Origin of the sequence: Thermogemmatispora onikobensis (assembly GCF_001748285.1) — a bacterium.
In the GTDB taxonomy this organism is placed as follows: Bacteria; Chloroflexota; Ktedonobacteria; order Ktedonobacterales; family Ktedonobacteraceae; genus Thermogemmatispora; species Thermogemmatispora onikobensis.
The window spans coordinates 78,641-93,479 of the sequence record NZ_BDGT01000010.1 but is presented as its reverse complement, the minus strand read 5'-3'; the positions used below and the strand labels follow the sequence as shown (position 1 = coordinate 93,479).

General features: G+C 60.6%; 11 protein-coding genes. 4 read left to right on the top strand and 7 right to left on the bottom strand.

Going from position 1 to position 14,839, the window contains the following annotated elements; translation table 11 throughout:
* Positions 1-35: 35 nt before the first annotated feature.
* The 3 genes from BGC09_RS06725 to BGC09_RS06720 all read right to left on the bottom strand — a co-directional run bounded on the left by BGC09_RS06725 (position 36) and on the right by BGC09_RS06720 (position 896).
* Positions 36-293, bottom strand: coding sequence for a hypothetical protein (locus tag BGC09_RS06725; protein ID WP_069803122.1), 258 nt, complete (start codon positions 291-293; stop codon positions 36-38).
* Positions 294-458: 165 nt separating this feature from the next.
* Positions 459-623, bottom strand: a complete 165-nt coding sequence (locus BGC09_RS22795; protein WP_176728861.1) for a hypothetical protein — start codon at positions 621-623, stop codon at positions 459-461.
* 72 nt (positions 624-695) lie between these two features.
* The gene (locus BGC09_RS06720) at positions 696-896 is read right to left on the bottom strand and encodes a hypothetical protein (protein WP_069803121.1); all 201 of its coding nucleotides are present in this window, start codon (positions 894-896) and stop codon (positions 696-698) included.
* A gap of 197 nt (positions 897-1,093) precedes the next feature.
* Here BGC09_RS06720 and BGC09_RS06715 point away from each other — a divergent pair, with 197 nt between their 5' ends.
* From BGC09_RS06715 to BGC09_RS06695, 4 genes are all read left to right on the top strand, one after another.
* Positions 1,094-3,514, top strand: a complete 2,421-nt coding sequence (locus BGC09_RS06715; protein WP_069803120.1) for a protein kinase domain-containing protein — start codon at positions 1,094-1,096, stop codon at positions 3,512-3,514.
* 142 nt (positions 3,515-3,656) lie between these two features.
* The gene (locus BGC09_RS06710; RefSeq protein WP_069803119.1) at positions 3,657-5,444 is read left to right on the top strand and encodes a substrate-binding and vWA domain-containing protein; all 1,788 of its coding nucleotides are present in this window, start codon (positions 3,657-3,659) and stop codon (positions 5,442-5,444) included.
* 735 nt (positions 5,445-6,179) lie between these two features.
* Positions 6,180-6,653 (top strand): nuclear transport factor 2 family protein, encoded by a 474-nt coding sequence (locus tag BGC09_RS06700; protein WP_069803117.1) that lies wholly within the window; start codon positions 6,180-6,182, stop codon positions 6,651-6,653.
* A 603-nt stretch (positions 6,654-7,256) separates the two neighbouring features.
* Positions 7,257-9,452 (top strand): alkaline phosphatase family protein, encoded by a 2,196-nt coding sequence (locus tag BGC09_RS06695; protein WP_069803116.1) that lies wholly within the window; start codon positions 7,257-7,259, stop codon positions 9,450-9,452.
* 227 nt (positions 9,453-9,679) lie between these two features.
* Here BGC09_RS06695 and BGC09_RS06690 read toward each other — a convergent pair whose 3' ends face one another.
* The 4 genes from BGC09_RS06690 to BGC09_RS06675 all read right to left on the bottom strand — a co-directional run bounded on the left by BGC09_RS06690 (position 9,680) and on the right by BGC09_RS06675 (position 14,657).
* A complete protein-coding gene (locus tag BGC09_RS06690; RefSeq protein ID WP_084658043.1) occupies positions 9,680-11,359 on the bottom strand; it encodes a glycoside hydrolase family 10-like protein in 1,680 nt (559 codons plus the stop codon).
* A gap of 310 nt (positions 11,360-11,669) precedes the next feature.
* Positions 11,670-12,632 (bottom strand): ribokinase, encoded by a 963-nt coding sequence (locus BGC09_RS06685; RefSeq protein ID WP_069803115.1) that lies wholly within the window; start codon positions 12,630-12,632, stop codon positions 11,670-11,672.
* Positions 12,633-12,919: 287 nt separating this feature from the next.
* The gene (locus tag BGC09_RS06680) at positions 12,920-13,666 is read right to left on the bottom strand and encodes an ABC transporter ATP-binding protein (RefSeq protein WP_069803114.1); all 747 of its coding nucleotides are present in this window, start codon (positions 13,664-13,666) and stop codon (positions 12,920-12,922) included.
* Between the two features lie 226 nt (positions 13,667-13,892).
* Entirely contained in the window at positions 13,893-14,657 is a 765-nt protein-coding gene (locus tag BGC09_RS06675; RefSeq protein ID WP_069803113.1) for a hypothetical protein, read from the bottom strand.
* Positions 14,658-14,839: the final 182 nt, after the last annotated feature.

Genomic DNA, 14,839 nt, shown 5'->3' with positions numbered 1-14,839 from the left:
GCTGGCTGACCCGTAGCCAGGCGCTTGCCGGCATGTCAGAGGTCTGTTGTGAGAAAGAGCGCGCGCGCCGCTTCGGGATCGAAGGTATCGCAGAAAGCGAGCAAGAGGGCGCGCAGGCGGTCGGGGTCCTGCAGAGCGCGCATGTGCGGCTCCAGCTCGGGGACGAGAGCGGGAAAGCGGCGGGCCAGCAGGGAAAGCACAAGCTCCTGCTCTGTGAGGAGACGGCCCTCAGCACGGCCTTCGGCGAGCCACTCCTGAACGGCTGGCGATTCCCGATAGATGTCGCGAAGCATCTCGAATCTCCTGTGAACGCGACTGGAATCCACCTGACCTTGAAATGTCAAACTGGCAAGCGTCTTAGCATGAGCAAGAAGATCGCGTAGCTGCTGCTCTGAGATACACTGGCGCCTTTGGGCCTGCTCCAGGCCTGGAATCACGCGCTCCACAATCTCATAGCGTCAGCCCCCGCGGCAGAGCGGTGCCAGTGGCCAGATGCCTGGCAGATCGAGACGCAGCAGATCCTCCGCTGCCACCTTCCACAGCTTCACCACGCGATAAGAGAACGAGAGCGTATCGGCCTCGCCCTTACGCAAGCCGGGCCAGCGCAAAGGCGGCGGTGGCATCTTGCCCCCCCCTCATGCAAGTAGATCACCCACGAAAAGACCTCTTGCTGGTACAGGCGCCGTGCAACTATATTATACTGCCAGCAGGCGGTTAGCCATCTGCGCATCGCCTCGCGCTTGAAACTCGATATGGAAGAGGCACGGGCGCCCGTCGACCCGAACACGACACAGCTCATCGGCGCGCAGCTGCAGACTCTGCATCTCACCAGAGAGGCGAGACTCCTCCTCGCACTCGCCGATCAGTTCCACCCCGGCACAGAGCCAGGTCAGCATATCCTGATTTCTTAATTGAGCCTTTACATTCCCATAACAGAGCCGTAAAGCAGAGATAAAGCTCTGGCGACATACTCGCAGCGTGGCAATTGGATAAGCAGAACATGAGCATCACGAGTGCGCGACTCATCACGACCGATCAAAGGCCGAGGAGCCATACGTGCTTGTACGTGCTATTCACGAGGAAGTGAAAAACCTTGCAGAGTCATACTGGAGGATTCCTCACCTGTGGCCACTGTGGTACCCCGAACGCGCCCGGTGAACAATTCTGTATCAACTGTGGTTACACGCTGGCCGGACCGCCAACCGGCGTCTATGCTGCCGTAGCCTCCTCGTCAGCGGTCACCGGAGGAGGTCGACGGATCACTGGGGCCCTTAGTCCTGGTGCCCTGCTCAGCGGACGCTACCGCATCGTCGCCCTTGTTGGCAAAGGGGGCTTTGGAGCTGTCTACAAAGCCCTGGACTTGCGCTTCTCGGCTCGCCGGCAGGTCGCCATCAAAGAGATGGGCGATGCCCTGCTCACTCCCAGCGAGAAAGCGCGTGCCCTGGCCGACTTTCGCCAAGAGGCAGATCTCCTGGTTCAGCTCCAGCATCCCAACCTGCCCAATGTCAGCGACTTCTTCGAAGAAGCGGGCAAAGCCTACCTTGTCATGGAATTCATCGAGGGCCAAACGCTGGCGAAGATCCTGGAAGAACACGGCGGACCGCTCGACGAAGCGACCGTCATGGGCTGGGGTCTGGAGCTATGTGCTGTCCTGCACTACCTGCACACGCGCTCCCAGGCGATCATCTTCCGTGACATGAAGCCGGCCAACGTCATGCTGACCCCAGATGACCAGCTCAAGCTCATCGATTTCGGCATTGCCCGCATCTTTAAGAGCCAGGTCACACGTGACACCACCCTGCTTGGCTCTCAGGGCTATGCCCCGCTAGAGCAGTATGGGCGCGGTCAAAGTGATGCGCGTTCGGACATCTACGCCCTGGGGGCCACGCTCTACGAGCTCCTCACCGGCGAGCTACCCCTTGACGCTCCGACCAGGCGCCTTAATCCTAGTCTCTTTCAGGCCCCACGCGCCTTGAACCCGCGAATCTCTGCCGCCAGCGAGGAGATCATCCTGACAGCGATGGCTGAAGATCCAGCGCAGCGCTATCAAACTGCCGCGGCCATGTACATGGCAATCCTGGCTGCCGGCTTCAGCTCCCCTGGTGCCATGAAAGGCTCCCTTCCTGGCCTGCCCAATGTCGCCGCGGGTGGCCGAACAGCCTCGCCAGCGACTTCGCCACCGGCGAACGCTCTGCCAGTGACCCCGCTGCCCGCCAGCAGTCCACCAACACCGATAACACCGTTACCCGGAACGCCGGGCCAGGGACCCCAGGCGCAGCTTGCCGTTCAGGGAGGGAGACGCATCTCGCGTCGCCTGCTGCTGACCGCAGGCGCAGTGAGCCTTGTCGCGGGCGCTGGCCTGCTCAGCCTCCCTTTCTTCTTCTCGCGCCAGCGTAGCGGAGGAACGACGGGAGTGGCCGGGCAGATTGCTCTCAGCTTTGTCTACAGCACCGAAAAAGAAGGCTGGATCAGCGCCGCCGTCGCAGCCTTTAACCAGCGCGGGGTGACCCTGGGCGGCAAACGCATCACCCTGCCGCAAGCCGAAGAGCGTGGCTCGCTCGATGCCCGTGCCCGCATTCTCAATGGCCAACTGCGACCCATCGCCTGGAGTCCGGCCAGCACACTGGAGCTCAACCAGCTGAATGATGCCTGGAAGGCCACACACGGAGGCAAAGAGATCGTAGCCTCCTCAGCAGACCTGTCACCACGCTCGCTCGTCTTCAGCCCTCTGGTCTTTGCAGTCTGGGAAGAGCGCGCACGTCTCCTGCTTCAGCGTTACCGCACCATCGACTGGGAGGCCGTTCACAGCACCGTTCTCCTCAAAAACGGCTGGCAGGACCTGGGAGGGCCTGCCGACTGGGGTCAAATCAAGCTGGCCCAGACTCGTCCCGATCAGTCCAATAGCGGCCTGCTGAGCATTACCCTGCTGGCCTATGCCTACTTCCATCAACAACGAGGCCTTACCAGCGACCAGGTGCGTGACAAAGGTTTTCTGCGCTACCTCGACGATATTGAGGGAGCCGTCACCCAATTCGGGCGCAGCAGCGGCACCTATCTAGAGCGTGAAGTCATTCTCAAAGGGCCTTCTTCCTATGATCTGGCCTTCACCTACGAGAACCTCGTGCTGACCTATCAGGCGGAGGCGCGCCAACGCCAGGGCATGGCTCTTCTCCCCTTCTATCCGGGCCTCAACCTGCTAAGCGATCATCCCTTTGCCATCCTTGACGCCGAATGGGTCACCAGTGAGCAGCAAGAAGCGGCGCGCCTCTTTCGCGACTTCCTCCTCGGCGAGGAGCAGCAGCGCGCAGCCCTCAAAAGCGGCTTCCGGCCCACCAACGCCGCGGTCACCATCTACGACCGCCTTGCAGGCAACCCTTTTCCCGACCTGGCGAGCAGTCTCAAGATACCAGCGCAGCTTGGTCCCGAGGCACAGCCGCCAGCAGGCCCTGTGACAGATGCCTTACTTCAAGAGTGGCTCAGCGCCTACGGCAATAGCGCCACTGCCACCAGTTAGCCAGTCCGATAGGAGGACGATAAAGCCAGAACAGAAGCGGAGGCACCACCTCCGAGAGAGGTGGCCCACAGCTTCCCCCGATTCCTGATGCTGCCACGACCACGCTACTCATGCTTTCGACAGGAAAGGATAGGCGAAGACGATGCTGAGAGCAAATGAGACCCTCAGCCGGCGAAGACGAAGAACACTCTGGATCAGCCTCTTCTGCTCTGTTTGTACTTTATTGCTGCTCTTCACGCTCCTGGTGAGCTGTGAGGCGCCCTGGAGCGCCACCGTGCAGCCCACGCCCACGCCGGCCCCCTATCCGCTGAATTGTCAGCATCATTCGAGCGACCCGGTGACCCTCACCCTCTACTATGGCTCCGAGAAAGAAGCCTGGATGAGAGAGGTCATTGCCGACTTCAACAACCACCACTACGCCGGCTGCGATGGCCTCATCACTGTCAACGCCATCCCCATTGGCTCCGGCGACTCCCTGCAGCAGATCCTCAATGGCACTATCAGGCCCGACGTCTGGAGTCCAGCAGGCAGCGTCTGGCTCAGCCTTCTCAATGCCCGCTGGCACCAGAAGACCGGGCAGAATCTTATCGACATGGGAGCCAGCGCCACCCCCTCGCTGGTCAGCAGTCCTGTTGTCATTGCCATGTGGAAACCGCTGGCTGAAGCACTTGGCTGGCCGCAGCGTGCCATTGGCTGGAGCGACATCGCGCGCCTGAGCACCAATGTGCAGGGGTGGGCTGCCTATGGTCATCCCGAGGCGGGCAGCTTCAAATTCGGCCACACCCATCCAGCATATTCCAATTCCGGACTTGACGCCGTCATTGCCATGAGCTACGCCGCTTTGGGCAAACAGCGCGGGCTAACCGTAGCAGATATCAACGATTCTCGCGTCAGCAACTTTATCGCTGGCATTGAAAGGGCAGTCGTTCACTATGGCGACAGCACCGGTTTCTTTGCCGACGAAATGTTCAACAAAGGGCCCAGCTTCCTCAGCGCGGCTGTCATGTACGAAAACCTGGTAGTTGAAGCCAATGACGGTCATAGCTATTCCCATCTCCCCTTTCCCGTCGTGGCCATCTACCCCAAAGAGGGCACCTTCTACAGCGATCACCCCTACGCCATTCTGCACGGTAGCTGGCTGACGCCGGCCAAAGAGAGTGCCGCAGAAGTCCTGCGCGCCTTTCTTCTGGCGCCCCAACAGCAAGCCAAAGCCCTGCGCTACGGCTTCCGCCCTGCTGTGGCCTCGGTAGCGATTGGCGCCCCCATTGACAGCGCTCACGGCGTCGACCCAGAGCAGCCGCGGACCATCCTGCAGGTCCCCTCGGTGGACGTTATCAATGCTATTGAGGGCACCTGGCAGGCGCAAAAACGCCGTGTGGCCGCCATGCTCATTCTGGACACCTCGGGGAGCATGAACGACGACTTCAACGGGATGAGCAAGATCGATGCCGCGCGGCAGGGCCTCAGCGACTTTGTGCGGCTGATGAGCGATGATGACATCCTTGGGCTAACGACCTTCAGCGATGAAGCCAGGGTCATCAGTCCGCTCTCAGAGGTTGGCCCCAAGCGTCAGCAGGTCCTCCAGCAAATTGCCACCATTACAGCGGACGGCAGTACCCGTCTCTTTGATACCATTGCTGAGCAAGTGCAGGCGCTCAATAGTTTTGCCACCGATGACATCAAAGCCGTTGTCGTCCTGACCGATGGGCAGGATAACGTCAGTCAACTCTCACGAGATAAGCTACTCCAGCGCATTACGCCGGAAGGAGAAGATGCCGGCAGGGGTATCAAAGTCTTCACGATCGCCTATGGCGACGATGCCGATGTAGACGCCCTCAAGTCGATCGCCGCGGCCACTGGTGCCCAGGAATACGCCGGCACGCCGCAGAACATTCGCGCTGTCTACAATCAAATCAGCCTCTTCTTCTGAAAGCATCTGACCTGGCCGCGGGGAGGCGCTTACAGACCTGCACGGAGAGAGATTGCAGTAAACAGCGAGATGCCTGCCTCGCTCGCTACGCTGGCGACCTCTCGCAAGAGGTCGAGCGGGGACGGGGACGGGGACGAGACAGGCGTCTCTCTGTCTTCGCCGACTGGTAAGCGCGCAAGCGCAGAAGTGAAAAAAGGAACGTCTCCCATGCGGCCCTCGGTCTCCGCTGCCGAAGCCCACGGGAAGCGCTCCCATCAGAGAAGACGGCATCGCCGGTGGAAACTGGTAATGAACGTCCTCCTGCTAATCGCGGTTCTGGCCGGGAAGCTGGTTGGGGGCGGCAAAAAGATCGTATCCCAGTTCCCTGTCATTGCGCCCGCATCCAGTGACGGACTCCCCTCAGCACCTTGCCTGGACAGTATGAGAATGGCAAATTCCTTTCTCCTGCCCTCGCCAGCGAAGAAGGCGGCGACCGATGAGGCTTGCGTCCTCTCGCTCGCCGTTTCCTCCTGGCTTTCGTCCTGATTGGGTCTTGCTCGCTCGGTAGGAGAGGTCAGCGAAGAAGGCCGGTGGATAGGCAGGTAAAGATAGGCGACAGGCGACCACACTCGACGCAGCTCCCAATTCAATTGACCAGAGTATTTGTCCTTATCGTCCTCCTGCGCTACAATACAGAGCACGAGGATGACCCCATCCGAGAGCTGCCAGCCAGAGAGAAGCAGAGGAGAAAGTGGCGTGCGAACCAACCGAGACGGCTTTGAGCACAGTGGTCCTGTGCCTGCAGGCATGGAGCTACCTATTCTCATCAATCGCTGGATCGTCGCCTTCAATGCTCATGACGTCGATGAGCTTGTTGCCCTCTATCATGAGAGCGCTGAACTCTTTGACACGGGTATGCGCCATGCGCGTCGCGGCCATCAAGAGATTGCGCGCTGGTTTAGTCAGCGGTTCAGCAGTATGCCGACCATCCAGTATACGCCGACGCGCCGCTTCTTTGGGGAAGGGCAGGCGGCAGTCTGCTGGATCGCCTCCGGCACAACGCCACGTCTCCTGAAGCAGTCCTGGCTCTCACGCCCTTTTCAAGTTGATGGCGTCAGCATCTTCCTGGTCAGAAATGGTCTGATCCTGCGGCAGAGCGACTACTACGATCATTTTTCGATTGTCGAGCAGGTCTTTCCCCCTCTGCGCTGGCTCCCCTTCAGGCTCTAAGCTTTGAGTCGGAGCAACCCCAGTCAGAGAGCCGTCCGGGTACTGGCTTTCTTCCAGGTGCGCCGTGCTTCCCATCCAGGGAGCCTGTGAGGTCAGTCAGCCAGCCGGCCACCTCGCTAACCAACCAACGAACCTTGGCCTAGACTCTCGGCCCTGCTTGATCAGGCGGGGTAGCCGACGAACTGAGCCTGACCGGGTCTACCAGTGCTTTTCCCCGGCCTGCGTCTCGGGGGTGATTCTCCTCTGCCCCTCTTATGGACGTGCATGAATGCCTCTATTTTGCATATTCTTAACACTTTGCCATTTAGATCATTGATATCTATTCAATAGAGTGCTATACTCTAATTGCATCTCCTTAGAGAGTCGAGAGGAACGCGACTTGAGGAGGCCTCTCTGTCAGGAGTGCCACCTGACAGGCTCTCAACACTGGAAGCGCAAGGACAGGGCAGGACGTGGCGGGGAAGGTCAGCGTCCGGGTGCAGCTACTGGACGGAGGAAGAAAAGGGCCGTACTCATGCTGTCACGAGCGAGTCGCAGTCATGCTGTTCTTGTGTGCCAGTTGACCGACCAACCGGTGGACCTGCAGCGATAAAGGAGGAACCTATGTGTCATCGCATCTGGTCCCAGCGCAACCCTGCGGGGGGACGCTTCCGCTTCATCGAAGCGAGCTGTTTGCTTCTCCTCATCATCAGCATCCTGCTACCGGCGTTGAAACCTGGTAGTGCTGCTGCTACTGCTGCTACGATGAGCGAGAGTGATGCGGCCTGTCGCCTCAAAAATGGCATCAAGCACGTCATCTACATCCAATTTGACAATGTGCATCTGATGAGGGACAACCCTAATGTTCCTTCTGATCTAGAGCAGATGCCCCATCTCCTCAACTTTATCGAGAGCAACGGTGTCATGCTCTCCAACAACCACACTCCCCTGATTGCCCACACTGGCACCAACATCCTCACCTCACTCACTGGTGTCTACCCAGATCGTCACGGCGTAGCGATCAGCAACAGCTATCGCTATTTCAATCCTGACGGGACCAGCAGCCCGGCCTCTGCCTTTGCCTACTGGACCGATCCCGTCTATGATCCCAGCAATCCGGCGCCGACCGACACCACCTACAACATGCTCAACGAGCTAGGAGTCAACGCCCCGGCGCCGTGGGTGCCCTACACGCGGGCTGGCTGTAATGTTGGAGGGGTTGGCGCGGCCAACATGGTCCTGGAGAACATCGGGACTGACATCCCCACTGTCTTCGGGGCTGACTCGCCGGAGGCCAGCGAAGTCAAAGCCAATCCAGCCCAGGCCTATGCTGATTTCGTAGGCATCAGCATTCATTGTGCCCTCAACAACCCGCTTTGCTCGGCTGGGCAGAGCGGGAAACCTGATCTTCTGCCTGATGAACCTGGGGGCTATCAAGGCTACCAGGCCCTCTTCGGCCACAAATACGTCGTCCCCCAGATCAGTCCCGACGGGCCGCTCACTGACCTTGACGGGCACATCATCCAGGACTCCCAGGGGCACATCGGCTTTCCCGGCTTTGATGGCATGAGTGCCAGTGTCAGTCTCGCCTATGTAGCCGCCATGCAAGAGCACGGCGTCCCTATCACCTACGCCTACATCTCCGATGTGCATGACAAACACCCTGGAGGGCCGGCCTTTGGGCCTGGTCAGGCGGGCTACGTTGCAGCTCTGCGCGCCTATGATCAAGCCTTTGCCCGCTTCTTCCAGCGGCTAGAGCAAGACGGCATCACGCCCGCCAACACCCTTTTTGTCATCACTGCTGACGAAGGCGACCATTTCGTCGGAGGGCCACCGACCCCGGCGGACTGTGACGGCGTCACTATCCCCTGCAGCTACAGCGTCATTGGCGAAATCAACGTCAACATGGCGGGCCTGCTGGCCACCCAGCAAGGCGTTACCACTCCTTTCCAGCTCCACGCCGACTCTGCTCCGGCAATCTACATCACTGGCAACCCGGGGCGCAGCGATCCAGTGACGCGAGCGTTTGAGCGGGCCACCGGCAAACTCACTGCCGTCAACCCCATCACGGGCAAGACAGAGCAGCTCACCCAATACATGGCCGACCCTGTCGAGATGAAGCTGCTCCACATGGTCACTGCCGACCCGGCCCGCGCCCCTACCTTTGTCTGGTTTGCCAATCCCGACTACTACATCTACGCCGGGCCTGCCAACTGCAACGCGCCCTGTGTTCAGGCTGTGCCCACCTATGCCTGGAACCACGGAGATATTGCCCCCGACATCAACCGTACCTGGCTGGGGCTGGTTGGACCTGGCGTGCGCCATCTTGGTCGCAACGGCAGCATCTGGGCCGATCACGCCGACATTCGACCCACCATGCTGGAGCTGCTCGGTCTCAAAGACGACTACCGTCATGATGGACGAGTCCTTATCGAAGCGCTGGACGACAGTGCGCTCCCGCCGACAGTGCGGCGCAGTCGTGGCCTGCTTCTCCAGCTTGGTCAACTCCTCAAGCGCATCGATGCGCCCGTCGGTGACCTTGCTTTGAGCACACTGCGCATCTCCACCCTGGCACTGGAGAGCGGCAGCCCCGACAACGACAGCACCTATACCCGCATGGCCTCCCAGCTCCAGCTACTGACCGCGCAGCGCAACGCCCTGGCCGACGAGCTTCTTACCATCCTGGAGGGAGCCGAGTTCGGTGGCAGCGGGCAGCAAGCCGCGGCGAAGCTCACCCCGGCCCGCACGGCTACCCTTGTGGCAAAAGGCAACAATCTGCTCCAACGCGCCCGTAGCCTGACGACCCGGCGCTCCCGTTAGCGCCCTCAAGCCTACCCTGGCCCTGGTGAACGGCGACTGAACTGAGCTGTGAACGCTCAGGCACTGTGCCGATATGCTCTCTCAGCCGCTGTGCTCTCCCCACACCAGGGCCTCTCTAAGCGTGGGGCGGCACAGTCTGGCAAGCTGGGGCTGTGTCCGTCCCCCTTGCGCCTCACGGCGAGGCTGGGCAGAGAAGAGGCGCGCCTGAGCGACAAATCTCGCCTATCTCATGGAAGATGGACCACCAGGGCGGTGCTGGTTGGGCTTTCATGATGCAGGCGGTCCAGCGCTGTCACATAGTAGGTATAGAGAGTCTGCGGGAGCACGAGCTGGTCGACAAAGACCTGCCAATCCGCGTCCAGGCCCCGCTGGGTTGCCAGTAGGGCAGTAGAAGTCTTCAGCGCGCATGGATCAGGGGATGCCACGCCATCCAGGCGATAGATCGCATAGTAAGTCGTCGCGACCGAGCCGGCAGGGTCGTTCTGCCAGCGCAGCCTTACAGTCCATCTGCTCGTCCCCTGGGGCTGCAACTGAGCCTGTAAAGCTCTGGGAGCTGCCGGAGGGCCGCCACCCAACCAGGGCATCACCGGAATCAGCGCGGGATGGCGATAGAGGGCTGTGCGCAAGCGCCGGGCAAAGCCGAGCGGATCGGCCAGAACCGACCTCAATCGAAAGAAGATCTCGCCCTTGACCGCTGCAAAGCGCAGGTCAAAACGCAGATGGCGTGGCATCTCCTCCGCGTCGCTCCAGGGGCCGCCGCTCCCGATTTTATAAGCTGCCTGTCCAATGTAAAGATGGACCGGCCAACCCTCTACCTCATGGACCCACCAGCGCACGAGCGTGGTGTACTCAGCGCGGCGAAAGCCAATTGGCCAATACAACTGGGGGGCAATATAATCCAGCCAGTGGTGTCTGATCCAGGTGCGTGTATCTGCATAGAGCGAATCGTAGCTGGTCACCGCGGCCTCGGTTGCCGAGCCTGACGGATCGCTGCGGCGGTTGCGCCAGACCCCGAAAGGACTCACACCGAACTTGACGGTTGGGCGCAGGCGGTGGATCGTCTGAGCCAGGGTCGCGATCAGCTCGTTCACATTCGCGCGTCGCCAATCGCCGATCGAGCGATAGCGACCGGCGCCGTACTGGCGATAGGTCTCGCTATCTGGAAACGGCAGCTTTCCCACTGGATAGGGGTAGAAATAATCATCCAGGTGGATGCCGTCGACATCATAGCGGCGCACCAGCTCCTCAACCGTGGCCGCCAGGAGCCGGCGCACGGCGGGCAGGCCCGGGTTCAGGTAGAGGGCTCCGGCATAGTGCACCACCCACGCGGGGTGCTGCCGCGCGGGATTGGTCGGCGCCAGGGCGGCGAGATTGTCGTGAAAGCTGATGCGAAACGGGTTCAGCCAGGCATGGAACTCCAGGTTGCGCCGGTGCGCCTCGCTCAGCAGGAACCCCAGCGGATCGTAACCAGGACTGCGTCCCTGGACACCGCTCAGATAGGCTGACCAGGGGGCGTAGTGCGACGGATAGAAGGCGTCCCCAAGCGGGCGTACCTGCACAAACACCGCATTGAAGCCCAAGGCCCTTGCCTGGTCGAGCAAGCGCCGTCCTTCTTCCTGCTGCGCGGCGGCGGGCAGGCCCGGGCGTGAAGGCCAGTCCAGGTTGGCCACCGTGGCGATCCAGACCCCGCGCAACTGTCGACGCGGCGCTCCCGTGGTTGGCGAAGGGGAGCACGACCAGGCTCCGGCCCCTTCTCGACGCCAGCTCTGCGCCTGCACTTGCATCGCAGGCAGACTGGCTGCGCCCAGAGCCGGACTCAATGGCAGCGAACTCAGCAGCCAGAACAGCACCACTGCCACCCAGCGCAGGTACCCATACGCTTCTATGCCACTCCCACCTTTGCCCATTTGCTGCTTCTCCCTTCTACCCTGAGATTGATGTAGACAATAGTGGCGATATGCAGGGGTATTGTACCGCACTTCTTTCTGATTGTGAAATCAGCTTCTTCAATGTAAGGATCTATATCGAAATAATTTGATAAAGAGGGGTAGGAAGCAGGTCAAGAGTGAAGGGGAGAGTGGGGAAAAGAAGAGAGGAAAGAGAGTGCTGGGAGAAGTCAGGCGCAGAGAGGTATGAGCCGGTTACTGTCGTGTCCAAAGGCTGGCCGTGAAGGTAACCGGCAAAGAGAGAAATAGAAATAGAAGACGAAGGTGAGCGCTAGAGCAGGGCTTCGACCTCGGCCCGTGTGGGCAGGGAAGGCAGAGCGCCCTTCCGTGTCACCGTAATGGCGCCTGCGGCGTTGGCCCAGCGGAGTGCCTCCTCGAGGGGGGCGTCCATTGAAAGGCGAGCGGCCAACGCTCCGCAGAAGGCGTCACCGGCGCCAGTTGGATCGACCTGCTGCACATTAAAAGCGCGCTGCCAGCGATGAAAAGGCGGCGCGCCATTCTCGCCGTGGGTGCACCAGGTCGCGCCCAGAGCCCCCAGCGTAATAATCACGTGCTGAGGGCCGCGCTCTAGCAAGCGTTCGGCTGCGGTTTTCGCTGTCATCGCCGTATCGACGGTCAGGCCGGCCAGGAAACTGGCCTCGATCTCATTCACCACCAGGATATCCACCAATCTGAAAAGCTCGGCAGGCAGTGTTTCCTGGGGGATGGGAGCGGCGTTAAGGATGGTCACGAAGCCGGCCTTGTGGGCCTGGAGCAAGGCCGTAGCGATGGTCTCGATGCTTGTCTCGCACTGGGTCAGAAAAACGCCGGGCGGAGTCATAGCGGCTGCCTGTCCCGAGCTGAGCAGTGCCTCCATTGCCCGTCGCACCGTCTCTGCCGACAGAGTCAAATTCGCGCGTGGCAGAGCAACAATGGCATTTTGGCCGATCTCGGTCGCCACCGTCACGCAGCCTACGCCCGTACCGGTGGTCGTATCGCGGCTGACGTAGGTGCAATCGACGCCTTCGGCGGCCAGCGCAGGGAAGAAGGCATCGCCAAAGGCGTCCTGACCGACGTTGCCGATCAGACTTGTCTGGGCGCCGAGGCGAGCGGCAGTCACCGCCTGATTGAAGCCTTTGCCGCCGATGAACATCGCGAACTCCTCACCGATCAAGGACTCCCCGGGGAAGGGGAAGCGAGGCGCGCGGGCTACCAGGTCGGTCATCAGGCTGCCAAGAACAATGACTCTACCCATAGGAGGACCCCCTCAATCCCTTCTTTACAGTATCCTCGTGTTTCCTTTCTGTATCCTCGTGCGGATCGTTCCCTCTGCAACCGCGGGCGGAGGAAAGAGATCCGGGATAGCCCTTCATTATTCTAACGATTGAGGCCCCGTTTTTGGCATCTGAGAGGCTCGTTTTCCTCTTCTTTCCCCTTCTCCAAAGACATCGTCATGCGGCATTTCTCGAAACTTGTTTTCTGTGCTTATAGAGGACAGGCGTGCAAGATGTAAATGCTGTCTCTGCCGGCAGGATCGCAGAGCTAGGCTTCGTCTGCATGGGAAGCGACGAGCGAACGATCGTCTTCGATGCGTCCATCGCGCATTGTGATCAAGCGCTGGGCCCGGTGCGCGACCTCCAGAGCGTGCGAGACCCAGACAAAAGTCAGCCCTTGCTCGCGATTGAGCGAGAGCATCAAGTCAAGAATCTCTTGACTGGCCTCGCTATCCAATGCTCCCGTTGGCTCATCGGCCCAGACGATCGCTGGGCGAGTAGCCAGGGCGCGAGCGATCGCCACTCGCTGGCACTGTCCGCCGCTCATCTCAGCCGGGCGATGGCGGGCCCAGCGGCTCAGTCCGACCTCCTCGATACTGGCCAGGGCCCGCGCACGGGCTTCGCGCGGTGGCACCCCGCTCACCAGCAGTGGCAATTCGATATTCTCCAGGGCTGTCAACACTGGCAACAGATTGTAGTTCTGGAAGATAAAGCCCATCGAGCGAGCGCGAAAGGTAGTCAGCTCATTATCGGTCAATTCCTGAAGATCCTGGCCTGCAATACGGATAGTGCCGGAGGTAGCTCGATCCAGGCCACTGAGGCAATTCAGCAGCGTTGTCTTACCGCAGCCGCTTGGACCCATAATAGCGACAACCTCGCCCCGGCGGATTTGGAGGCTGATCCCACGCAGCGCCTGGACCTTGAGCGTCCCTTCTCCGTAGTCCTTATGCACGTCAACGGCCTCGACAATCAGCTCCTCGTGTTCTGGTAAGCTGGGAATCCCTTTGCTGGACATGCTCCTTTTCCTTCTCACTTGCAGGCTGCTCACTATCTTGCTTGCTCTCGCTCCTTGAAAAGAAGAGGGCGGGGCTTTCTCACTTAGTCAGTGTAGCGCGGGCTGGCCTCAAGCGCAAGGGCGGGTGTCATGGATGAGCGGCAGGGATTGGCCTTTCTCTCTCATCGGGGACGGGAGGCCGGCGCCGACACGGTCTGGTGGGCCGGCCTGCTGGCTGATGGGCCTGCTACCGCTGGTGAGGCTCTCCCAGGGCACTTTCTGGCAAGGCTCCCAATGGCGGAACATCTGTCGGCGTCGGCGGCGCTGGAGGACCTCCTGATCCGGGGGGCGCTGGGGGCACGCCCTGCACACTGGTGGGAGTCGTCGCGGTGGCGGGATCGGGGCCAGAGGGTGGCATAGCTGCGCTCCCAGGAACTGGTGGGGGAGCCACGACGGTAGTCCCATCCCTGGGAGGCGCAGCGACTGCCGCGGGAACGCTCGCCAGTGGTGGAACGAAACCCGGCGGGGCATAACCTGGGTTGGGAGCAGGCCCTGTTGGCATGGGCGTGGCCAATGGTGGCGGGTAGGCGACCGGGCCGCCGACGGGATAGGTTGCTGCCGGCGGCAATGGCGGAGAATACGCTGGATAAACCGCAGGGGGAGCTGCGTCGTTGCTGGCCGATGGACCAGGGGGCAGAGGCCCGGTCGCTTCGGCGGGTGCGATGCCAGCCTCTTCCTGTCCCTCGCCATGCAGGCGCTCCAGCTCCTGCTGGATTTCTTTGATGTGCTGCTCCAGGGTGGCGAGATTCTGACAGAGTGGCAGCAGCTCGCCCTGGCTCAGTTTCCCGTTGAAATACAATTCCATGACCTGGTTGGATAGCGTCCGGTGCTCCAGGCTTGCCTTGTAGCTCAGATCATTCAGCACCAGCTGCAGATGCTGAATACGGGCCAGACGAGCTGCCTGCTGAGCTGCCTTTTCCAGCCCATGCTGAATGCTTTCCAGTATGCTCATCGTATGCTCCTTACAGACAATATTGCCACTCAGGTCTGCCCTTACCGGCCCCCATTATAGCAAAGGGGCGACGCCGGCGTCGAGAGATAGCGGCGGCCCTCCATTTGACAGGGCTGCCATCCCGTGCTATACTAAGGTATCCATTATGTGGATGATATTCCACTATGTGGAAAGGAGGCGCT